23 protein-coding genes and 1 pseudogene are annotated in these 19,386 nt (G+C 63.6%); 8 read left to right on the plus strand and 16 right to left on the minus strand.

What is annotated here, in order from left to right:
* Window positions 1-64: 64 nt before the first annotated feature.
* The 3 genes from ACYQ8K_RS10225 to ACYQ8K_RS10235 form a co-directional block, all read right to left on the minus strand.
* Window positions 65-430: a hypothetical protein gene (locus ACYQ8K_RS10225; protein WP_036473620.1), complete on the minus strand. Its 366-nt coding sequence runs from the start codon at window positions 428-430 to the stop codon at window positions 65-67.
* Window positions 427-693 (minus strand): hypothetical protein, encoded by a 267-nt coding sequence (locus ACYQ8K_RS10230; RefSeq protein ID WP_081285083.1) that lies wholly within the window; start codon window positions 691-693, stop codon window positions 427-429. The genes ACYQ8K_RS10225 and ACYQ8K_RS10230 overlap by 4 nt, the downstream gene beginning before the upstream one ends.
* A 170-nt stretch (window positions 694-863) precedes the next feature.
* Window positions 864-1,712, minus strand: a complete 849-nt coding sequence (locus tag ACYQ8K_RS10235) for a hypothetical protein (protein ID WP_064942988.1) — start codon at window positions 1,710-1,712, stop codon at window positions 864-866.
* A gap of 212 nt (window positions 1,713-1,924) precedes the next feature.
* On the opposite strand from ACYQ8K_RS10235, the pseudogene ACYQ8K_RS10240 reads away from it, so the two are divergent.
* Window positions 1,925-2,061: pseudogene (locus tag ACYQ8K_RS10240) on the plus strand (hypothetical protein).
* A 134-nt stretch (window positions 2,062-2,195) separates the two neighbouring features.
* Here ACYQ8K_RS10240 and ACYQ8K_RS10245 read toward each other — a convergent pair.
* A complete protein-coding gene (locus ACYQ8K_RS10245; protein ID WP_036473615.1) occupies window positions 2,196-3,293 on the minus strand; it encodes a hypothetical protein in 1,098 nt (365 codons plus the stop codon).
* A 386-nt stretch (window positions 3,294-3,679) separates the two neighbouring features.
* Here ACYQ8K_RS10245 and ACYQ8K_RS10250 point away from each other — a divergent pair, with 386 nt between their 5' ends.
* Window positions 3,680-4,807, plus strand: coding sequence for a hypothetical protein (locus ACYQ8K_RS10250; RefSeq protein ID WP_064942985.1), 1,128 nt, complete (start codon window positions 3,680-3,682; stop codon window positions 4,805-4,807).
* Between the two features lie 242 nt (window positions 4,808-5,049).
* On the opposite strand, the gene ACYQ8K_RS10255 is transcribed toward ACYQ8K_RS10250, so the two are convergent.
* The 6 genes from ACYQ8K_RS10255 to ACYQ8K_RS10280 all read right to left on the minus strand — a co-directional run bounded on the left by ACYQ8K_RS10255 (window position 5,050) and on the right by ACYQ8K_RS10280 (window position 9,724).
* The gene (locus ACYQ8K_RS10255; RefSeq protein ID WP_036473610.1) at window positions 5,050-5,316 is read right to left on the minus strand and encodes a F0F1 ATP synthase subunit C; all 267 of its coding nucleotides are present in this window, start codon (window positions 5,314-5,316) and stop codon (window positions 5,050-5,052) included.
* Between the two features lie 11 nt (window positions 5,317-5,327).
* Window positions 5,328-6,572 carry a glycosyltransferase gene (locus ACYQ8K_RS10260; protein ID WP_036473608.1) on the minus strand — a complete coding sequence of 415 codons (1,245 nt, stop codon included), beginning with the start codon at window positions 6,570-6,572 and terminating at the stop codon, window positions 5,328-5,330.
* Complete coding sequence (locus tag ACYQ8K_RS10265; RefSeq protein ID WP_036473607.1) at window positions 6,569-7,198, minus strand: TetR/AcrR family transcriptional regulator; 630 nt, start codon at window positions 7,196-7,198, stop codon at window positions 6,569-6,571. The genes ACYQ8K_RS10260 and ACYQ8K_RS10265 overlap by 4 nt, the downstream gene beginning before the upstream one ends.
* Window positions 7,199-7,581: 383 nt before the next feature.
* Complete coding sequence (locus ACYQ8K_RS10270; RefSeq protein WP_036473605.1) at window positions 7,582-8,421, minus strand: phosphoadenosine phosphosulfate reductase domain-containing protein; 840 nt, start codon at window positions 8,419-8,421, stop codon at window positions 7,582-7,584.
* On the minus strand, window positions 8,418-8,837 hold the full coding sequence (locus tag ACYQ8K_RS10275) for a hypothetical protein (protein WP_036473603.1): 420 nt from the start codon (window positions 8,835-8,837) through the stop codon (window positions 8,418-8,420). The genes ACYQ8K_RS10270 and ACYQ8K_RS10275 overlap by 4 nt, the downstream gene beginning before the upstream one ends.
* A complete protein-coding gene (locus ACYQ8K_RS10280) occupies window positions 8,837-9,724 on the minus strand; it encodes a hypothetical protein (RefSeq protein WP_036473601.1) in 888 nt (295 codons plus the stop codon). The genes ACYQ8K_RS10275 and ACYQ8K_RS10280 overlap by 1 nt, the downstream gene beginning before the upstream one ends.
* Before the next feature lie 223 nt (window positions 9,725-9,947).
* Here ACYQ8K_RS10280 and ACYQ8K_RS10285 point away from each other — a divergent pair, with 223 nt between their 5' ends.
* From ACYQ8K_RS10285 to ACYQ8K_RS10300, 4 genes are read left to right on the plus strand one after another with little or no spacing between them, the layout of a single operon-like run.
* The gene (locus ACYQ8K_RS10285) at window positions 9,948-10,595 is read left to right on the plus strand and encodes a hypothetical protein (protein WP_036473599.1); all 648 of its coding nucleotides are present in this window, start codon (window positions 9,948-9,950) and stop codon (window positions 10,593-10,595) included.
* A 55-nt stretch (window positions 10,596-10,650) separates the two neighbouring features.
* A complete protein-coding gene (locus tag ACYQ8K_RS10290) occupies window positions 10,651-11,118 on the plus strand; it encodes a hypothetical protein (protein ID WP_036473597.1) in 468 nt (155 codons plus the stop codon).
* Window positions 11,115-11,981 carry an RAMP superfamily CRISPR-associated protein gene (locus tag ACYQ8K_RS10295; RefSeq protein WP_036473596.1) on the plus strand — a complete coding sequence of 289 codons (867 nt, stop codon included), beginning with the start codon at window positions 11,115-11,117 and terminating at the stop codon, window positions 11,979-11,981. The genes ACYQ8K_RS10290 and ACYQ8K_RS10295 overlap by 4 nt, the downstream gene beginning before the upstream one ends.
* 9 nt (window positions 11,982-11,990) lie before the next feature.
* The gene (locus ACYQ8K_RS10300; RefSeq protein WP_036473593.1) at window positions 11,991-12,710 is read left to right on the plus strand and encodes a hypothetical protein; all 720 of its coding nucleotides are present in this window, start codon (window positions 11,991-11,993) and stop codon (window positions 12,708-12,710) included.
* A gap of 10 nt (window positions 12,711-12,720) precedes the next feature.
* On the opposite strand, the gene ACYQ8K_RS10305 is transcribed toward ACYQ8K_RS10300, so the two are convergent.
* From ACYQ8K_RS10305 to ACYQ8K_RS10330, 6 genes are all read right to left on the minus strand, one after another.
* Window positions 12,721-13,821 carry a hypothetical protein gene (locus ACYQ8K_RS10305; protein ID WP_139813804.1) on the minus strand — a complete coding sequence of 367 codons (1,101 nt, stop codon included), beginning with the start codon at window positions 13,819-13,821 and terminating at the stop codon, window positions 12,721-12,723.
* A 263-nt stretch (window positions 13,822-14,084) separates the two neighbouring features.
* Entirely contained in the window at window positions 14,085-14,333 is a 249-nt protein-coding gene (locus tag ACYQ8K_RS10310) for a hypothetical protein (RefSeq protein WP_196771085.1), read from the minus strand.
* A 101-nt stretch (window positions 14,334-14,434) separates the two neighbouring features.
* Window positions 14,435-14,734 carry a hypothetical protein gene (locus ACYQ8K_RS10315; RefSeq protein ID WP_139813803.1) on the minus strand — a complete coding sequence of 100 codons (300 nt, stop codon included), beginning with the start codon at window positions 14,732-14,734 and terminating at the stop codon, window positions 14,435-14,437.
* Window positions 14,735-14,783: 49 nt separating this feature from the next.
* Entirely contained in the window at window positions 14,784-15,122 is a 339-nt protein-coding gene (locus ACYQ8K_RS10320; RefSeq protein ID WP_064942984.1) for a DUF732 domain-containing protein, read from the minus strand.
* Window positions 15,123-15,493: 371 nt separating this feature from the next.
* Window positions 15,494-16,492 carry a hypothetical protein gene (locus ACYQ8K_RS10325; RefSeq protein ID WP_036473585.1) on the minus strand — a complete coding sequence of 333 codons (999 nt, stop codon included), beginning with the start codon at window positions 16,490-16,492 and terminating at the stop codon, window positions 15,494-15,496.
* A gap of 114 nt (window positions 16,493-16,606) precedes the next feature.
* Window positions 16,607-16,912, minus strand: a complete 306-nt coding sequence (locus ACYQ8K_RS10330) for a hypothetical protein (protein WP_036473583.1) — start codon at window positions 16,910-16,912, stop codon at window positions 16,607-16,609.
* A 699-nt stretch (window positions 16,913-17,611) separates the two neighbouring features.
* Between ACYQ8K_RS10330 and ACYQ8K_RS10335 the strand changes: the two genes are divergently transcribed.
* Together ACYQ8K_RS10335 and ACYQ8K_RS10340 are read left to right on the plus strand one after the other, a co-directional pair.
* Complete coding sequence (locus ACYQ8K_RS10335; RefSeq protein ID WP_139813801.1) at window positions 17,612-18,298, plus strand: hypothetical protein; 687 nt, start codon at window positions 17,612-17,614, stop codon at window positions 18,296-18,298.
* A 60-nt stretch (window positions 18,299-18,358) separates the two neighbouring features.
* Window positions 18,359-19,342, plus strand: a complete 984-nt coding sequence (locus ACYQ8K_RS10340) for a hypothetical protein (RefSeq protein ID WP_139813800.1) — start codon at window positions 18,359-18,361, stop codon at window positions 19,340-19,342.
* Window positions 19,343-19,386 lie beyond the last annotated feature (44 nt).

Consider the following 19,386-nt stretch of genomic DNA (forward strand, 5'->3'; position numbering starts at 1 on the left):
GTGGGGCCCGGGGGCTGCGGTGGGGAGTTCAGCCAGCGTCCCGAGCTTGGCCGAGTCTGGCGACCTAGGTCGCAATCGCACCGAGCTGGTCCGCCACCTCCCACTCACTCTTCGGCACCTCGTAGACGTGCAATCCGCCGCGATGGCTGGACTGCCAGAACCGCAGGTGAAACATCGACCCGTCGAGGGCCTCGATGACCTGCTCGTTGCTGCTCCATCCTCCCGTCGCCAGCGACAGCCGCACGACCGTCCGCAACTGAGCGTCTAGCCACTCGTCAACGGTCATCAGCGCCGGGGTCCACCACACCTGCTCGAGCAGGTCCACCAGCGCCCGCGGTGAGCCGTAGAAACCACGCATCACCGCAATCCCCCACGCGGTGGGGTAACCGTCGTCATCGACCAGGGCGTGATCCTCGGCAGCGGCGCTCATGCCAGAATCCCGCGGTCGTAGTCGGCCCACAAATCGCTGGCATGCTCCACAGCGGCGTCCTCCAATGCGGCCTCGACCGCCTTCGACTCAAGCCACTCAATCTGCCCTCGAAGCTCTGCGATCTGTTGACGCACGCACTGCGCATGGGCCCAGTTGTACGCACGCACCAAGTCAGCTTCGCTGCGCGACAACATCATTTGCGCCTCATCCAGGCTTAGCTGTTCGACGGCGACCGGCTCGTCATCATCGACATAGACGACCATTCTCACAATCCCCTTCGGGTGAGGTGGGCCCGCCCCCAACGGCTTGCCCGTACACCAGTAACACTATCAATCGGCACCGACAGAAAATTAGCTACGGAACCCGTTGCAGCACAGCGCTATAGCGTCCACTACCCCACCACTGTGCCGGGTGGGTGGTGGGGTCGCTGGGATCACTGAGCGTCGACGACGGCGATGCGGGCCGAGCCACCGGCCGCCTCAAGTTCGTGAGCGCGGCGCGCGGCGGCCACCCGATGCACCCGGCGCGGATAGACCCTGCCGTCGCGCTTAGTCCGGGCCTGCGGGTAGGTCCTCTCAAACGCGTCCTGGTCGTCAAACATCAGCACCACACTGACGCCATCGACCTCAGCCACCTCGAGCTGCTCGGCGCTGGCAGCGATGAAGTCGTCAACGGCCTGCAGTTCAGCCACCAGCCCTGCCGGCGGCGCCGCGGTGCTGCGCTCGAACTTGGCGTAACGCTTCGCATCCACACCGAGTAACCGAGCGGTCTCCTCCTTGAGCAGGCCCGCCGCCAGCCGGCGCACGGTGAGGTCACCGCGCTGCTCACCGCGGTACACCTCAACGACGCGGCCGTGCCGGCTCAACTGCCCGGCGGCCCGCCCCACGGCCACATGCTGCAGCGACAGCGGGTAGGCCGCCAGATCCCGCAGAGTGCGCGCGTCGGGATGGGCGTCTTCAAATTCGGCCTGGTCGACCACAGCCCTCAGCACCACGGTGCCTTCAGCCGGCGCCGCGGCGATAATGCGCGCGGCCTCGCCGGCGACAAACTCCTCCATCGCGATCAGCTCGTCGACGAGCTCCGGACCGACCTCCAAGGCACCAGTCTCCCGCGAACGGTATTTGCGCAGATCGACACGCAGCACCGGCACGAGGTCCTCGACGCGCAGACTCAACGCGTTGCGACGAGCGATCAAGTCTGACCACAGGTACGGCGGCTCGTCGATGTCGTCCTCCCGGATGCAGACAGCGGCGGGCGACACACCCGCCAAATCCACTTTCATGATTCCTTCTCCCCTCCGGAGATCTCGGGCCGGCCCCTTGCTGGCCTGCCCTTCCACGCCGATGCTACCAACGCCATGCGACGCTGGCGGTTATCCACCTCGCGCCTACTGCAGACTGGATGATGACTGGCATGCTCAACCCAGGCACGCCAACGGAGAGGAGGACGCGGGTGAAGAGGAACCGCCTGAACAGCTCAGTCTTCTTCGCAGTGATGGCTGCGCTATTTCTGGCACTCTTCGTGGTAAACGCCATCCATGGCACGTGGCTGGGCTTGATCAGTACGGGGGCCTGGCCGTGTTGATGGGGTACCGGGCATGGTCGGACAAGCGCCGCACGAACCAGCAATAGACCCACAACGCAACACCGACCGGTGCTCAACCCAGTGGACTTCCCCCGCGCGGCGGCGCCTGTAGGTTCTCGCTTTTCGTGTCCTATCGCGCTCCCCTGAGCTGCGGCGATGCGATTAGTCTTGTCTCTACGGTTTATCTCAAATTCGCGTCATTTATAGGCGAGCAAGATCGCCCTAAGTTCAAATCTCGAACTGCAGGGGCAATGCCACCGTCGGCATTCACCGGCGTCGGTGGGTACCAGCGCAGTTCGTAGTGCCAATCGATGCCTTCGGCGCCAAGTCGGTTTCCGGTCACGTTGCCGCTCTCGTCTCGTTCGGCGACGCGGACTCGATGCCAATGGGCGATCCGGATATGAGGCGGGAGCCTCCATCCAGCAATGCCCACATCTCCTGTGCGCTCGCCCGCTTGCCGGCGGTACTGTCGCAGCGCTGCGCCGGTCCGCCATCCCAGATTGCCGATTTCGGCGCGGCGGATCTGCTGCGGTCGAGAAATCTGCTCAGCGGGAGGCCAGTCGATTTCGGGATCACCCGCCGCGGAGTACAACAACAGCGACAACGACAACGGGATGAGGACCGGCAACTCCTCGCCATTGGAGTTCCCAGCCTCGTGCGCACCTTGAATCTGCACCCTGACCAGATCGGCCAGCGTCGTCGCTGCTGCAAGGTCGCCGCGGAGCGGGAAAGTCACGCTCTGGACTTGCGGGGTCGGGTCGCCCTCCTCCTTATACACCCACATGCACCGAACACCCTGCGCTGCAGGTATATTCGTGTAACCCGTTAATACGCCGCGGCCGTCGGCGCCTCGAAGCTTCATGTTGCCCACCGCAGGCGTCGGTCCCGAACCTGTCAAGTTCCGGTACTGACTGACCGTGCCGGCCACGACCATTCCGAGGTAGTGACACATGCGGCGCCCGTCGTGCAGTGACAGCGGGGTGGCAAGGCTGTAAGCGACGGCATCGAACGGGAACCGTGTCAACCAGTCCGGGACGAGCTCCACATCGGTCTTCGCGTTGATCAACGCGCCAGCGAACTCGTCGTCGACGCGCAACACCACAGGACTGTCGGACCACTTCTCGAAGATCATCCCGGCCACGTCTTGAGCCCACTGCGTGGCGGGGTTGCGTGCTGGTGGTCGGTTCGCCCACCACTGGAACGCGGCGATCACCGCGGCCGCATCATCAACCTTGATGTGCCGCTTGGTCCGCAGATCGCGACCTTTCTTCTTCACCACACCCCCATCCTCCCGCACGCCGAGCCGGACAACGCGAGAACACGCACATGGTCAACGCCGCACGAGCGAACCCGGCGCCCTCAAAGGTGATCAGCAGGCGGGAGAGAGGTGTGTCGTTTCCCCGTCGACATCGCCAAAGGACTCCTCGCCCTGTTAACCCTCGGGGCCGACGCCATCGTCCTGACAACCGCGCTAGGAGGAATCGGATGCTTCCTACGCCGGCGCAAACCGGCGATCTAATGCACCATCAATAGAGCTCGGCCACACAGCGTTAGCGCTCCGGCGGAGGCAATCGGCCGTGTCGCGCCGATCAAGCGTTTGCGGCATCCCTCCCCTACGGGGGATCATTGTCGACGTCCAACCATGCGCGAGAGGGGTGGGGGTCGTTGCCCACTGCCTACGGCGTCCGGGCCGACGTCGTCTGGCCCAGCGACCTGGCCTTGCCACCCAGGCCGCCAGCTCTCGTGTACCTGGACACGTTCGCCTGCATCAACCTGGCGAAAGTCGCGGTCGGGACCGCACCACCCGGCTACCGCGACCTGTTCGCGGTCTGTCGGCAGGCTCTGGCCGACGGCCGCGCGATGTTCCCGTTGTCGTCGACGCACATCCTGGAGATCTACAACATCGCCAGCGCCGCCCAGCGCCGGGACGTTGTAGCAGTGATGGAGGAGTTGTCCGACTTCAACTTCTTCCTGGGACGCCCCCAGATCATGGAGCTCGAGTTCGAGGCCGCGCTCAACGATCTGCCGACCATGACGGTCACCTCTCAAGGGCACATCCCGCTTGTGGGAACGCACATGCTGCATGCCTTCGGGCAGAAGGGCGGCATCGTCTTCGAGGGAACCACCGCGGAGGAAGCATCGTGGTGGGCTGAGAAGCTCTGTCAGGACATGGGAATACAGACAGGCGCTGATCCGATGGCAAGTCTGAATCGATGGGCGATGCGCCAACTGGTCACCGGACCCGACGACCACGAGGATCCTGCCTTACTCCAAGCCGGGTACAGCTTGGACGGCTGGCGCGACATGCTCAAGAAGCGGGCCGAGCGGGAGAACGACCTCGTCGGCAAGCTGGATGCGGATCCAGCGCTTCGGCAGTCCAAGTTGCGCGACGTGGTCAACGCCAATGAGCTTTACGCCGAGCTCGGACACCTGGTCGACCGCGCACAGAGAGCCACCGGGCTGTCACTGTCCCAGATCCTCGGGATACAGGATCCCCCGACACCCGAATGCCTCGCCAAAGTACGGAATTTCATCGACGGGATGCCCTCAACCCGCGTGGCCGCTTCGGTGAAGGAGCGATACCACAGCGATAGTCGCCATGAATGGACGACGAACGACATGCAGGACATCGATGCGCTGGCGATCGCAGTGCCCTACTGCGACGCGGTATTCATCGACAAGGCCGCGCGCAACCAGGTGGTTACCAGCCGCGAGCTGAACGTCTTCCAGCCTTTCCTTCCTCGCCGCCCGGCAGATTTGGTCGACTGGCTTACCGATCTGCCAACGCCGTAGGCGGCCTGGCTTTGGCGGGCAATCGTGACGTCGGTTGTTGGCGAAATCTGGTGCCGCTCGGGTTGCCGCCACTCTGATTCTGTTGGTCAATATTGACGCCATTGTGAGATGGGCGTGTCGTGGTGGCCGAGGCGGTAAGAGTCGGTTCCGGTCATCGAAGATGTTGCGGCCGAATATGAATCGGCCGACGATGGCTGCGCAGAGTCGTGAGTCGGTAAAGCCGCGATCCTGCCAACGACGTATTACTTGCCGGGTGTGGCGAAGACAAACAACGCCATGAAGGCGAGGTTGATGAAGAAGACAGCTTCGACCAGGCCCACAGTGATGAGGAAGGGCGCGAACATTCGTTGTTGGGCCTCGGGTTGGCGGGCCACGCCGGCGACTAGTTGAGCGCCGGCCATGCCGTCACCGATGCCGGCGCCGATCGCGCCTCCGGCCATCATCAAGCCTCCACCGGCAAGGGCTCCTGCGGTGATGATTGCGTGGACGAGTTCGGGGTCCGCGGCCATCGGTTACTCCTCTACGTGAATTGTTGGATCAGGGAACTAACTGATGAAACAACTTGTGCAGCACCGTCTTCAGCGCTTATCAGCACGCTGATTTGGCGGGCGTTATCCCTCAGCAGCGGATCGTTGACGGCGATGCGCATTGCCTCGGCAAGGCGTTGCGAGGTGAGTTTGCGCTGGTTGATGGTGGCCGCGCAGATCCCGAGTTCGGTGATGCGCCTGGCCCAGAACGGGCCATCACCATAGGCGGGTAAGGCGATGGTGGGCACTCCGGTGCGAATACCTGCCGCGGTGGTTCCCGCCCCGCAGTGGTGCGCCACGGCGGCAACCCGAGGAAACAGCCAGTCGTGTGGGGTGTCGCCGATGGTCAACATATGGTCCTCGGCGACATGTAGATTGGTCCAGCCAGCTTGCACGATGACCCGGACGTCGGCCAGTTGGGCCGCTCGGCGGATCGTGTCCGATAGCTGCTCGGCTCGCGCCGAGGTGGTCATCATGCTGCCGAGCCCGACAAACACCGGCGGTGGACCGGCAGCGAGGAACTCGGCGAGGTCAGCAGGCGGTTCCCAGATGCCGGCGCTCGCCGGCCACCAGTAACCAGTGACTTCCAATCCCGGGCGCCAGTCCGTAGGCCGGGGCGCCACCCTCGGTGAATACCCGTGCAGGACAGGCCATTGCGCAGTGGTGCGTTGTTGACGCAGCCGACGGGCGGAGGTGCGCGACAGCCCGAGCTGGCGGCGGAATTGCGCGACCACGCCGCCGTATAGGGAGTCCAGTAACCAGGCGCCTGCGTTGGCGGCAACCCGATTTCCGCACGACCCGGCCGACCAGGAACCCACAATCGACGGCGGGTACTGCGCGGTCGCTGACAGTGGCTGCAACCGGAGCCCAAGAGAGGGAATAGCTTTCGCTTCGGCGAGCGGGTGTCCAACCATTTCGGCGAACGGTGATAGCAGCAGGATGTCTGCGGGTTCGTCGGCGACGGCCGAGAGGATGTCGTTGCCCAGGGCGCGCATGCCTCTAGGCGAGGCGAATGCTGCCAAACCTTTGACGGGTGATACCTCGGCGCCATCGGCGGCAGGCTGCAAATCGGCCGGCAGCTCGCGAAACCCCAAACCGCAGCCGGAAATCATGTCCGCGAAGGGGGTGTAGGCGGCTATGGCGACCTCGTGTCCGGCCTGCTGTAGCGCCACGCCCACCCCGGTGAGGGGAGCGACATCGCCGCGGCTACCCACGGCGATGATGACAATCCGGCTCATCGGTTCACCGCCACGGCACGACCGAAGATGGCGACCAGGTCTTCACCGTACGCACGGGCGTCGAAGGCGGGATCGCGCAAGATATTCTCCACCGCGGCATTGACCGCGCCCCGGAGGGCGACCGCCATCGACGTGATCGGGAAATCGCCGAATTGTCCATCCTGTTGCCCCGCCGTCAAGATCGTCGTCGGGTCCAAGACAGCCAGTTCCTGTTGTAGCTCAGCCGTCACTTCGAGTTCCTCGAAACGGCGCCCGTCTGCCGGCTGGTAGCTCGTACCGAGCTGCGTGAGGGCCGCCAGGTGCGAACGGTGGGTATCGAAGTACGCGACGCTGCTTGTGATGTAGGCGGCGAGCTTGTTCGCCGCGGTTGACTGCGCATCGACGGCCGGTCCGACGAACGACAGCGCCGTGCGATACATCTCCTCGACGATCGCGTCGACCAAGTTGTCCTTGGTGCCGAAGTGATACAGCACCGCGCTCATCGCCACCCCAACCCGATCAGCGATCTTGCGGATCGACGCCTGAGCCCACCCGATTTCGGCGATCACCTCGATCGCGGCGGCCACAATCTGCGCCCGTCGCGCCGACTGGGTGAAGGTCGCCGGCTTCTGCAGATCTGATCGCATACTCTGATATTAGATCAAGCGATCAGCGCGCGAAAGCGTGCGCCCACGTACGCGGTTCCTCGGCCTTTACGTGCATGCCGCAGAGCGGTGCGCCAACCGGCCGCCATCTCACGGAATTCGCGACGCCCACATTCGCAAATACTCGACCGGGAAAACGGGCGCCGACGTCAGGATTCACGAACAAACGACGCTGAGATCGGCACACAGGGCCAGCGGCCGGCAATCGCGCCAACGCGAGTAGATAACAACCGCTGTGCCTCTTACCTTATGTCCCATATGCCTTTTGGGGACATTTCAGATGAATTGGCACTGCCACGAGGAGAGGAGGAGGAGGAGGAGGAGGAGGAGGCGCCGCCGCCAATAGCGCAGTCCGACAGCGGCTTTCACGTCCATTCAGTCAGCCGCGGTAGAGCACGACTGAGCCGGTCATATAGATCTGGCCAGCCTTTTTGCAGCCAGGCGATGTGTCCGTTGGACAGCTTGGAGGCGTCGATGATCGAGTCGACGCGGATTTGCTGTTCGGGGACTCCGAGTTCGGCGAGCTTGCGGTAGAGCGGGTTGGGCTCGATGTCGCGGCCGGCCAGGTACTCGAAGACATGCGAGCGTTGCCAGTCCCAGATCGGGCCATAGGTAATGGTGCCGTCCGCTCGGCGCACCACTCCGCCGACTTGCGCGCGTACATCTGACTGCGAACTGTGCTGTCGAGCCCGCGTTTCGGCGCCCAGACCGCGCCGGTACAGCATCCGTCGGCCGTGGGACTCCTCAGCGCGCACTCCCCACAGCGATCCGCGGCCGTAGCGGCGGTGCGCCTCGGCCGCGGGCCCGGTGATCATGATGTCGGCGAGCTGTCCGCGCAACCGACGATCGACTGCGTGATGGTCGAAACCACCGCCGGCGATCAGCACCGTCAGCAAATCTGGGTCAGCGGTGATCACGTGGTAGTTCAGCTGCCATTCCTGCGCCAGGTCCTCCAGATAACGCAGCGTCTCAGGGAACTGCAGCCCGCTGTCGAAGAACACCACTGGGATGTGCGGGTCGACCTGCCGAGCGAGGTCGACTACGACGGTGGAATCCTTGCCGCCACTCCAAGATACGAACCCGTCGTTCTCGTCGAGGTGTTCGGCGATGCGGTCGAGCAGATGCTGGTGGCCCTGGGCCCCGCGCCGGCGGGCGGCGATGCCGCGTAACGTGTGCAGGTCTAGTCCGGCCGGCGTCGTGGTCATCGTGCGTCGCTGACGGTGACGGTGCACCTCGGGAACAGCCGAGCGAGGTATTCGCGGACGTAGTCGATGCCCTCTGGGCCTTCGAGAATCGATTCCACGCTGGTGGTGTCGTCCCACCACCACCACTGTCCGTTGCGCTTGAATCCAAACGGCGGCGGCACGTTTGAGTCGATGTGGGTGCGGACGAAGGTGCGGGCCGCGCCGACGACGAACCACCAGTCGTTGCCGCCGAAGGTAATGGTGCCATCAGCGTCGGCGACGTCGGATAGTCTGCGCGGCAGCCTTACTCGGGCCAGGCACGGTTCGATGGCCGGCTTCCGCGGGCGGGTGAGCGAGCGGTAATGACCGTTGCGGCCGGGCTCGTCGGATCCAATGTCGGATCGGTTGGGGTGCACGATCCATTCGGTGGGGGTCATCACCGCTCCCTCAGTTGCAAGACGACGCGTTCGTTGAAGCCTCCGGATCGGGTTGCATAGGCGACGTGTTCGGCGGACGCTACGTCGAACTGCATTCCTCTCGGGAGGATATGGGTGGTGTCTTCCACGCTGTCGGAGCGACCCAAATACATCCCACGGCTCGTCACAACCTCGAACACCACATGCCGGGAGCTGTCGTGGCCCGGCGTCTCATGCAAGTTGTGTCGAGTGAGGGTGAACTGGTCGAACGCGATGCTCGCACCGGGCCGCAGGTTAGCCGGCAGGTCGGAGGGCTTGGTGATGTCGCCACGGTTATCGGGCAGCTTCACCGCAACGTAGACGCGGTGGGTGCGGTCGTTGAGGCGTTCATACGCCTGGATCGCCCTGTCGAGGCGCTGCACCTTCGCCCGATCAGTGTCCGCCAGTTGTTGGACGTCACCCGCCGAGCGGTGCAGCTTCTCGTTGATGCGCCGCCACTCAGTGGGGTCTTCGCTGGTCAGCATGCTCGCGATCGCGGCGTGCTGCGACGCCGGCGCGGCGGCCATCACCTGGTTCTTGACCGCCGAGCGGATCTTGCGCTGGCGACCGCTCAGCCTTTCCCGGAACTCCTCGCGGGGCGGCAGTTCGCCGCGCAGGCGCCCGGACTCGATATGGCTCCTATCTCGAGGCGTGGCGCGATCACGGTCGCGAGCCGCCCGGGTCAGTGAGGTGTCCGCGTCGCGCAGTTCGTCGGTGATCTGGTTGGCCAGGCGCTGGAAGCCACGCTCTGTCATCGCATCCTCGGCCACCTCGCGGGCGGCCTTCACGTCGCGCGCGGAGATCGGGCCACCTTCGACATCGACGACGACGGGTTGTTCCCGGTTCGGTCTGGCGGTCTTGGCACCCACGCGGTCTCAAACTTCCCTAGCTCGACGATCAAGGGCAGTGTATGGGCCAACCTGGACACCAAGCGGGATTGCTGCGCGCGCCAGACCGAAAAGAGGGAGGCGGCCCCGGATGGACTGATAATCAGCCTTCCGGAGCCGCCTCAGGTGAAACCCTCACCCGACCCCTGTGTGCGTTTCGTGTCGCTCACGATACCAACCGATCCGGCCGTATCGTGGCGCCAGCATGCTTTCCGATCCCGCCGCCGCGGCATGGGTTGCCGCCGGTCGACCCGCCGTGGACGCGCCGTCGCCGGTAGATGGCCGCTGCGGGCGCTGCGGCGAAGAGGGGCCGACCGTGCTGAGCTCGCGCATCATTTCTGAGAAGTTCACCGGTTTCGACGCCTGGCCATTCGGATCCCGCCGGCTCTGTGTGCCATGCGCCTGGGCCTACAGCACCCCTCCCACCACACAACTGGCTTTACTGGTCACTGCGACGACCGTGACGGAGTACTCCACCGGTGCCGCATTGGCTGACGCGCTCGCTGGCGGCGCCTTGCCGACCTCTCAAGCCGCGATCCTTCCGACCGCTCGACGCCGCCACATCCTGCCGACCGCCCAATGGGGACATCTCGCCACCGATGGTCTCGTCGTGCCCTGGGATGCCGCTGCGGCGACCCGGCTGACCGACCTGATCTGGCTGCGCACCACCGTGGGCGCAACCTGGACCCAGCTGAGCCATCCGGCGCCTCCCTCGCGGTTACTGCGCGCTCAGCCGTCCAGCCATTGGGGGCGCATCCTGGCTGCCTGGACAGCACTGCAGATATGGCGCACCGTCCCGCCACTGTGGGCAGCAGCTCGCGCCCTCACCACCATGCCGACGCCTCAGCCCTAACCCGCGCGCCGAGCGATCACCACCCGGTGACTGCCGGGCCATTTACGCTTCACCCATGACGGCAGCTCCCACTCCCACCCAGGCGTGGCGTGCCCTGGTTCCCGAACTGCCCCCCTTCGACGAACCCGCCCCGGACGCCGAAACGAAAGAAGCCGCCCGGCCCAGTCCCGCCGACACCGCTGAACGGCTGCTGCTGCTACTGCACTACAGCATCGACTGGGAGAGAAGCTGGCTCGCCGACCCGCGATACCGCAAAACCTACTGGGACGAGCTGCTGCCCGGTCGAGTTCGCCGTGCCGCCTACCGCGCCGACACCCTGGATCGCTGGTGGTCTGATGTGTCCATACAGCTCGAGGTCTGCGCGCCCCGGCAGCGGGATCGACGCCTCGAGCTAGCCATGCTGCTACGCCAACCGTCGCTACCCGTCATCGCCGTGCTACGTGACAGTCTGCCGGCACTGCTGCTGCGAGTGCGCATCATCGCCGAAGCTGTTGCCGAACAACGGAAAGCGGCCCGCGGGTGAGCTTGATCAGCGTTCACTTCGACATCGACGTCTTGGCCCGATCCTCGATCGTGCACCGCGAGGACTACAGCGCCATCGGCACCGACAATTTCGCCTTGTTCCGCCGAGAAAAAATCATCACCCCTACCGGTGAAGTGATACTTGTCCCGATCGTGTCGGGCAGCGGCTTCCGCGGCATCTTGCGCCGCATCGGAGAGTCACTGACCGCCGCCGTGCTCAACTACGAAGACACCGCCCTGCCCATCCCGGCAGCACACCTACTCACCAACGGCGGCCGGCTGGCCAAATCCGCGCGGCCCCTTACTGACGAGCAAGAACGCCGCCTCAAGGCTCTACTGCCCCAGGTCGCGGTATTCGGCGGGGCGGCGTCGGGCCGCATCATGTCGGGGCTACTGGACGTCGGCAAGGTGCTGCCCGAGATCGCCGAACTCTCCCACATCCTGCCCCGCCCACCGCGATCCAAAGCCTTGTCTGCCGTGCTTGGCGTCGCAGAAGAATCGTTTAGCCACCTGTCCGATCACCGCACCACCACCGCCTGGCCTCCCAGCACGGACTCGGATGAAAACAGCAGTCCGCTCGGACGATTCGGGGTGGAGACGCTGCCGGCCGGAACCCGACTTCAGACCTGGGTTCGACTCACCAACGCCACCCCCATCCAAGCAGCATTTCTGCTTTCCGTCCTGGACGAATTCGCCACCCGAGGACACCTCGGCGGCCGCATCGCCGCCGGCCACGGACAGGTCACCGCCACCGTCACCGCGACCACGCTTCGCGGAAATCTGCCCAGCGACAACATCGACTGGGCAGCGGACCTAACCGCTCACCGCGACGAGGCGATCACCACGCTATCGCAACTGAGTTGACACACACACATGATTGCTCTGCAGATCACCGCCACCACACCACACGGTGTCGTGCTGTCCCGCCCCTGGGGCGTGGCCTTGGATGGATTACTCGCCTCAGTACTGTGGCACCGCCGTAAGTGGGCCGCCCGCACAGCGGGCGAAGAGTTCACCTATCAGCACACCAAAGACCCTGAGACACTGGACCTTCCCCTCGCCAAATGCGGCAATCCCACCTCTGACGCCGACTGGCACTGGATGGCCACCTTCGCCGACCTCCACCCCCATCACGTCACCGACCCCGACATGCGCTGGCGCACCTCACGCACGAATCGGGGCCGGCTTCAGCAGCTGACCCCCGTCATTGGAAGCCAAGCAGTTTCCGACGCCCAGGGCCGCTATCAAAAGCGCATCGTCCCTGTCATGGCGCATCCCGCCGCGACCTTGACCTGGCGCGCCGTCGGCGACGCCGACCTCATCCGTGAGCTGCTCACCGACCTCTTTTCGATCGGCAAGCACCGCGGGGTCGGAGAAGGCCTCGTCACACGATGGGAAGTCACCGAAACCCCCGATATCTCACGCTGGGCCGCCGGCCACGAACACGAGCCCGGCGTACTCGGCCGCACAACGCCGGTGCGCTGCCTCACCCACACCCCCGGTGTCCAGACAGGACAGCTGGGTACCGCCGCCGTCCGGCCCCCGTACCTGCACCCTGCGAGCCGCGCCAACGCCTACCAACCAGCCCGCTAGCAGGCTCGCATCACGGCCACGAATGGACATTCTGCGCTTCTACGGCCTGAGACCAATAACACGTTAGCGGCCCGCTTGAACCCGGCGCCGTGGGCAGTGGAAAGCCTTGCTCGACAAGGGCTAACGCCGCACGAAACGCCGCCTGCCACTCGAGATATTTCAGATCTATCCCTTCGTGCACAGCGTCATTTCGCCTGGCCACTAGATCAGTTTTGAAACCCTCCGAAGGGCCCTGCCCCAATTCCCTCAGCAGTACTGCCTTCCCTCCAAGTCCCTGATGGCTTCGGTCGCGGAGGAGCCTTGCTCGCTCCCCCGACTCGGTTCCCACTAGCAGATCGTCAACCAGCTTGGTCGCAGCCAGCTCTGCTGCAGTGGCTGCATCGATGACCGAGCGGCGGTACTGATCGGCGTTTTGCAGAGCGCGCGCGTCCCGCAACAGAGTCCATGCCAGTGGCGGCTCAATGTGTGCGAGCGCCAAGCAATCCTGCAGAATCGTTGCGGTCACACCGAGGACTCGCTCAGGGCCCTGAACAACAGTGCCGCCGGCCCTCAACGGCTTCCTTTCCCCGCTTTCGTCGACCGTCCATATCGACGTCCGCGTATTCGGGTTTAACCAATCGCTGGCCTCGTGGCCGACTTGTGCGAGGCGTTGGTTAGTTGCAATCTCGAGCCATGTCCTGACATTCTCCCACCAGGTATCAATCGTGTTGAGAATCTCCAACGCTAGAAGGTCCTGCCCCCACTCCGAACGTATGGCGGGCTCCACGACCTCCGGCCCAGCCTGAATGCTGAAGGCAAGACGTTTGATGACAACACCTTTGAAGCCCAGCGTATGGTCCTTGTAGTGGATTCCCCATTCTTCATCGGGCGTGGGTAGCGCTGCCGCCCAATCGCGCGGAGGCGCCAAATAATCCGCAAGCCCGGTTTCAGCGTCGGGCGTCCGTGGCAGACGTACAGTCGCGGCGAAGACGCCGTCCTCTGTAACGAACGACGTCGAGTAGCTTGACCTGGCGGCAAGCAAGTCCACTTCGGCTAGAAAAGGCCGGTCCAGGTCGTACCACCATTCCAGATGCACGCCGTGCTCCGATGCGGCCATTTCTTCGTCAGACACTCGACCACGGTACCTACGAAGCCATGCGCGCACTGAGCGTCGAGTTCGTCTTCGTACTGATGATTGGACCCACAGCGAGCGCTTCACGTGGAGATGTACGCGCCCGCGTTGGCAGCCGCGTACAAGACCCGATGGCTTTGGCGGGCAGTCGTGACGTCCGTTGTTCGCGAATTCTGGTGCCGCTCCGGTTGCCGCCGGTTTGACTCTGTTGGTCAATCTTGACAGCAGGCTCGTCAGCACCGCCACGAACGGATTCTGTTCCCTCACCAGCCCATGTCGCGCGACACTTCTGCTTGGGCCGCCGCGACCTCGTCAGCAGTCGCCGCGGTCACATCCGCATCGGCCGCCCATTCGAACCGGGTCAAAAGATCAGCCAGCGCCTGCTTTTGCGCCGGATGCGTGATCGGCACCGTGTTCAGATCAGTATGGGCCAACCAGTCGAACAAGACGATCGCGTCGGCACGCCACAAACGCACGCTGACGGTAGGCAGGTCTTCCTCCATGTCGGTCAATCGTGCCATCCTCACGTCAGGGCAGTGCCTGGCCGATGGCGATCAGAAGGCCATAATCCGTAGCACCCATCACCTTGCCATGATGGCAGGCAGAGAGTAACTCAGCCGAGTTTGGGCTGATCAGGGGCTCCCTTAATGCCTGACCAGTCTCCAGAGTCCTTGCAACCAGAGTTGAAGTCGTCTTGGTCGAGACCTGCCGCATCACTGCTCTCTAGGGCCAGCAGCAGCATCGTGACGCATCCGGCTGGGTAGCGTGAGTTCTTGTCCTGAAGTCCTGCGTTATGCCCCAAGTTGTATGAACGCATGTCCTTGAAACCATGGGTGGAAACACCCCACACCAGGACAACCACGGCGACGACAGCGGCGATGGCGATTACCAAAAGCTTTCTGTCCCTCGTCATCCTGACCTTCCTATCGTCTTCGCGAGGGCCTAACCCCACCCACGGCCCGTTACCAGTCGACTGCTGAAAGGTATTGCGGGCAATAGAACCTGATCGCTGTCTTGACGAACGCGAACGCGCCGGCGCTGCCCGGAGGGACCACCCACCAACTCCCACTGTTGGCCGATTGCCGGGGGGTCAATCCCTGCATCGATATCCCGTTACATACGTCATGCCCCAACCGGACGGTGGTCGTCGGGCTCGACGTGTGCCACTGAACCTCGGCTAGCGCGTTGATGAACTGCACATCATAGGCGGTGAGAGGATCCGCCTTCGCCAGCGGCGCCAGCGCCAGCAACGCGGCAACCGCGGTGACAAGCGGGGTCGACGTCCACCGCACGGCTATCATCGTTCCACCTTCTATCGGGCCACCGGTCGCCTGGCCAGAAAAAGGTACCCCTGGCGACAGGCCTGCGGAGCGAAATCGCCGATCGTTCTTTTGTCGAAGTGGCCAGTTTTCATCGAGCCGGACTGGCTTCCGGCGGTTTGAGGTGGACGCGAGGCCTCCCTCGGAGGACCGCCTGGCAACCAGACGTGTCCGCAGGCGGGAAAGCCACAGTGGAAGGCCCGCATCCCATCGGCCGAGTTTCGGCACGGAAATCGTTGAGAGAGTTCTCCTCCAGCACTTCCAGAAGTCTCAAGCGGTGCAGTGATAGCCGCTGTGAGAATCGGGTTGAGACCGGGGCCGGCCATCACGATGAATTTGCGAGGGAGCCGGGGTCAGGAACGGTGGCAGGTTGAGATGAGGGCTTGCTGTTCGTCGAGCAGCTCGCTGATCGTGCTCAGATATGCGGATTGGTCGCTGTGGATGGCATCGCTTGGGCGCCCGGCTATTTCGTCGTTGTTGATAGCTTGTCGCCGCGCCACTGCCTGCACGGATAGGTCGGCGATCCGGTGAAGGCGGCGAGCAATGTCGGGGGTGGATGCTTGTCGTGCGTAGGTTTGCAGCTGGTTGGACCAATCTCGGTAGCTGGCCAGATCCACGTCGGTCGCTGTCAGCCGCGCTGTGAGCACGCTATTGGTTTTGAAGTTGAAGTTGGCGACCGAGTCGACGGTCCGGCAGTCCGGGTTGGGGCGATCCGATAGGTATGCGATTGTCACAGTGGCGATTCCAGCCACGATAAACAGCGGGATCGACATCCTTAGTCGCCGCGGCGGCGCAGCATAGTCGACGTCCACCGCCGCGTCGTCAGCTTCTGCGCTTGCGCGCAACGACTCCACGTGCGTGGTCAGCTGATCCTTGCGGTACCCGAGCCATGCGTAGTAGGCCGCGAAGTACAGCGCGAACCCGACAAAGAACACTCCGCGCCGAATATCGTTGGCTAGGAAGGACAAAACTCCGGCGAGGATGAGGAAGGCCGGCGTCAGCCATATCAATGCCCTCGACCCGCGCAGGGCCCTACGCGTGTGCGCCAGCCGCAAAGTGCCCACCTTGACGGCAGCCACCAGCACGCGCGGTTCAGAAGGGATCTCTCCGCGGCGCAATGCCCTGTTGATTTGGGGCAGCTGCTGGCGGCTAAGTCCAGTGAGGGCTGCAGAATAAGCCCGGCGGAACGGGCGCTGGACGAAAGCCAGGCACGCGGATATCAGTAGAGCGAACCCCGCCACGGTGAGCGGTCCCCACAACCATCCGGTGACGGCGAAAAAGTTCGGGTACAGCAACGCCGCGACTGCGCCAAGCGTGATCGCGCCGAACGCGGCGTTCGCCAGCCAGCTCACCCACCAAGGCGCAACAACGATTCGAGCCCACACAGGTTCTAAGTGTCCCAGAAGGGAGGCGGCCCTTGGGAAGAACCAGGCCGATCCAGCATTTGCAACTTGCGCGACATGACATCACATCGGCCCGTTCACGCTGGCACACTGGACGATCATCTGTGCGAGCTGTGGGTCAATCCCGTTGCCTTCGAGACGCGAGATCTCCGCCATCGAGGAACTCCCGTTGTTGCGAATGTTCCGGGAGACTTCTTGTCCGATCGTGTTGTAGACAAGCTGCTTTGCCTGAGGTGGTTCCGGGTTCAAGTGCTGTCTACTCAACAGGATGCAGTTCATGTAGCTATTCATGTCCGCCGCCGCAGGGCTTGCGAGGACTCCCGACACGAGCCCACAGAGCATCATCACGAGAGGAAGCGTTTTCTTCATCTGTTCACCTCCTTTCGCGGTCCGTTCTCGAGACCATCTCAACTGACATCCGAACTCTCGACCACACTTTTCGTGAATATCGTGGTGAACATCGTTGGTTGCACCGCTACCGCCGTCGGTTTTCCATCTCGACGCAGCGCCGCTCACCGTAGGCTTTGGCCATGTCTTCACGTCGTTATCCCGGCGCGGTGATTGTCAGCGTTGTCGCCGCTGGCATAGCCGCGACGGGATGTACCAAGAGCGCCGGACCTGCTGCAGGGACCAGCAGCGGCGTGGACGGCACCACCTCATCGAGCCTTGCGGGCATAACGAAGGTTCTCCAGTTCGAGGAAAGTTCACATGAGGGTGCCGCGGCCGGATGATCACTGGGGGTCGCCGGAGGCTTCGCCGCTGCCGTGGTCTTCACCCGCCGGCCGGCGACCGAAGAGCGGCAAACAGGAGTGGATGCTCGTGGGGGCGGCGGCATTTGCGGTAGCTATCGCCGTCTCGGTCATGGTGACCATCGTCGTTGTCAGGCATTCCTCGCCGCCGCGTCCAGGCCTGGCTAGTGCTAGAGACTCCGCACCGATCAGCGTCATCACCGAAGAACCCACCTGCGGGGGGTGGAGTAGCGTTGCCCATCCCTTGGCGGCCAGCGAGAAAGCCTCTGGCTGGCACGACAGAGACAAATCCATCCCGGCATCTGCCTGGAGTGCGCAGTTGAGCGCCCAATATCGGGCCGCCGGCACGGCAATACGTGAGGCCGCCGATAAGACTGGGATGCTGGCCAGGCAAACCCCGCACCGGGTGGTTCGGGAACTCTACGAGCAGCTGATCGCCTACTGGCGCGCTTACGCAGACCGAATCCCGCAGTACACCTCACCTGATGATCTGCTGTTGCGTGTTACCTATTCGGCTGGCAACGCGATTTTTGCCATCTGCGATGCGATTCGCCACGGGGCGGCCGCACTGCGCGGACCGCTGGTCACCGCGGCGGCCCCACCGACGAACGCGTCACCGCACACGGACGATCCGGCCAACCCGCAGCGATTCCTTCGCGCCAGCAACTCGATATGCGCGGACTTCACCTCGGTGTTTGCTCACTTCAATGACGCCGCCGCGGCGTGGCATGACACGGATGAGGACATCCCCGCGAGCCAGTGGAGCCCGCAACAGAGGGCCCTCAATGACGGCATCCGGCCGGCGATGAGCGCCGTCGACGACGAATTAGACCGATTGGGTCGGCGTAGCGGCAATCCGGTGATGGAAGACTTCGCGGTGCTCACCGCGGTGTATGGCCGCGCCTATGTTGAAGCGCTTCCAACATATGTGGTGGCTGACCACTACCTGTACGACGTCACCGCCCAGGGCACCAGCCTCATCTCGACGGGCTGCAAAGCAGTCTAGGGTAACGCACAGTTACTCACATCGGGATGTAAAGGCAAGGCAGGCAAGGTGCTTGGCTTCGTGATCAGTGCAGTGTCGCGGCGTGTCACGCGCCGGCTCCCGGCACCGGTGAAACGGGTATGCGTGGCGGCCATGGCATGGCTGGCCTTGGTCGTGGCTGCGTGCACGCCTCCTGATCGCAGCGCCGAGGTGCGCCACCTTCAGGCCGAGATCGCCAAAATGCCGGGCGTTGATGACGTTAATCCACTATATACCAACGATTTTGAGAACGGCGCCCAGTTGAATCTGGTAGTCGCGATGCCGAAGGCAAGCGAGGAACAGATCGCGGCGGTGGCCTCACGTATCACCCGCATCAAAGGCGGGGATTTCAACGGCTACCGCCAGTCCACCACCTTCGTCATTGGCGACCGAGTCGAGGTAAAACGCGGCGCAGAGCTCAACCCCGCCCAGATCGCCGGTGACACACATCAGTTACGACAACTCAGGACCCGTGTGCCAGAGGCGTCGATCCTGTGGTCACGTGACAGTGCCACGGTGCGCCTTGAAGTATCAGATATCGACCACACCAACGACGTCTTGAGCGCAGTGTTGGCCACTGTGCAGCCCGAACCGATGACCGTCTATATCCGTTCGGCCGAGCCGACCAAATTCCCCACCTGGGAAGTCGGTATCCCAATCACCGCCGAGCAGCGCGCAAACATCGACGCCCTGATATCGCGGCTGGCACTGCCGATCTATTACGTGCGGGTCGACGACGCCAGAATCACCGCGCTCTCGGTTTACATCACAGACCCTGCTACGGCCTACCGCGACCTCAAATCAGTCATTTCCACCATAGCGCCCACCAAACAGCACCCGCTACAACTGCAATGGCACCTCATGGTAGAGCCCGATAATTTCCACCAGTTCACCGGAGATCTTCAAGTGCCTGACTGCCGCGACGACAGTGGATCGCCGAAACCCCAAGCCCCTCTGGGCAATCAGACGGCAGAGGCGGCTCAATTGCAGCGGCAACTAGCCAGCGACTTTCACGACTGTAGATAGGCACCAGCGTGTCGTCTCATGAGGTGGTCCACTCGCCGGAGGGT

The organism is Mycobacterium sp. MUNTM1, assembly GCF_054660795.1.

What these genes read in the sequence shown, in the direction of transcription:
- ACYQ8K_RS10330 (WP_036473583.1), bottom strand. Translation starts at nt 16,912, where the DNA reads ATGAAGAAAACGCTTCCTCTCGTGATGATGCTCTGTGGGCTCGTGTCG.
- ACYQ8K_RS10290 (WP_036473597.1), top strand. Translation starts at nt 10,651, where the DNA reads ATGACGGCAGCTCCCACTCCCACCCAGGCGTGGCGTGCCCTGGTTCCC.
- ACYQ8K_RS10235 (WP_064942988.1), bottom strand. Translation starts at nt 1,712, where the DNA reads ATGAAAGTGGATTTGGCGGGTGTGTCGCCCGCCGCTGTCTGCATCCGG.
- ACYQ8K_RS10260 (WP_036473608.1), bottom strand. Translation starts at nt 6,572, where the DNA reads ATGAGCCGGATTGTCATCATCGCCGTGGGTAGCCGCGGCGATGTCGCT.
- ACYQ8K_RS10285 (WP_036473599.1), top strand. Translation starts at nt 9,948, where the DNA reads ATGCTTTCCGATCCCGCCGCCGCGGCATGGGTTGCCGCCGGTCGACCC.
- ACYQ8K_RS10270 (WP_036473605.1), bottom strand. Translation starts at nt 8,421, where the DNA reads ATGACCACGACGCCGGCCGGACTAGACCTGCACACGTTACGCGGCATC.
- ACYQ8K_RS10255 (WP_036473610.1), bottom strand. Translation starts at nt 5,316, where the DNA reads ATGGCCGCGGACCCCGAACTCGTCCACGCAATCATCACCGCAGGAGCC.
- ACYQ8K_RS10230 (WP_081285083.1), bottom strand. Translation starts at nt 693, where the DNA reads ATGGTCGTCTATGTCGATGATGACGAGCCGGTCGCCGTCGAACAGCTA.
- ACYQ8K_RS10225 (WP_036473620.1), bottom strand. Translation starts at nt 430, where the DNA reads ATGAGCGCCGCTGCCGAGGATCACGCCCTGGTCGATGACGACGGTTAC.
- ACYQ8K_RS10300 (WP_036473593.1), top strand. Translation starts at nt 11,991, where the DNA reads ATGATTGCTCTGCAGATCACCGCCACCACACCACACGGTGTCGTGCTG.
- ACYQ8K_RS10315 (WP_139813803.1), bottom strand. Translation starts at nt 14,734, where the DNA reads ATGACGAGGGACAGAAAGCTTTTGGTAATCGCCATCGCCGCTGTCGTC.
- ACYQ8K_RS10265 (WP_036473607.1), bottom strand. Translation starts at nt 7,198, where the DNA reads ATGCGATCAGATCTGCAGAAGCCGGCGACCTTCACCCAGTCGGCGCGA.
- ACYQ8K_RS10320 (WP_064942984.1), bottom strand. Translation starts at nt 15,122, where the DNA reads ATGATAGCCGTGCGGTGGACGTCGACCCCGCTTGTCACCGCGGTTGCC.
- ACYQ8K_RS10275 (WP_036473603.1), bottom strand. Translation starts at nt 8,837, where the DNA reads ATGACCCCCACCGAATGGATCGTGCACCCCAACCGATCCGACATTGGA.